This window comes from Dyella japonica DSM 16301 (assembly GCF_001010355.1).
Lineage (GTDB): Bacteria > Pseudomonadota > Gammaproteobacteria > Xanthomonadales > Rhodanobacteraceae > Dyella > Dyella japonica.
Window position 1 is genome coordinate 1 of sequence record NZ_JPLA01000197.1, and the last position, 411, is coordinate 411.

Sequence of the window (411 nt, forward strand, 5' to 3'; positions counted from 1 at the left end):
GATAACAATGGAGCCATCATCTGCAATGGGCAGGTCACCTTTTTCCATAAACTTCATCAGGTCTTCAACAGAGTGACGACGTTTATCAATTACAGTAGACAGACGTTCAAGGAACTTAGTAAAGCCTTTATAGTCTTTCAGGTTTGCAGATTGACGGATGTGACGGTGTAGGTTCTGAACATCAGGAACCACCTTATCATTCACTACAGCTACAATAGTCTCTTCATTCTCATTCAAGTCAGTATGAAACTCATAAGCATCAGTAGCGATAGCACCCACAGCTTTCAGCTTAGTTGATGCAGCTTCCAGCTTTTCCTTATTGGTAGGCTCTGTGACATTTACAGAACCCTTAGCAGGAATTCCGTATTCCAGTTTGTTATAGACAGAAATAACACCTTGAGTGTTATTCAG

At 41.1% G+C, this 411-nt stretch carries 1 protein-coding gene; it reads right to left on the reverse strand.

The window, feature by feature from the left end; all coding sequences use genetic code 11:
* Positions 1-411: hypothetical protein (locus tag Y882_RS20450; protein WP_046973447.1), on the reverse strand; the 411-nt coding region annotated here is incomplete at both ends.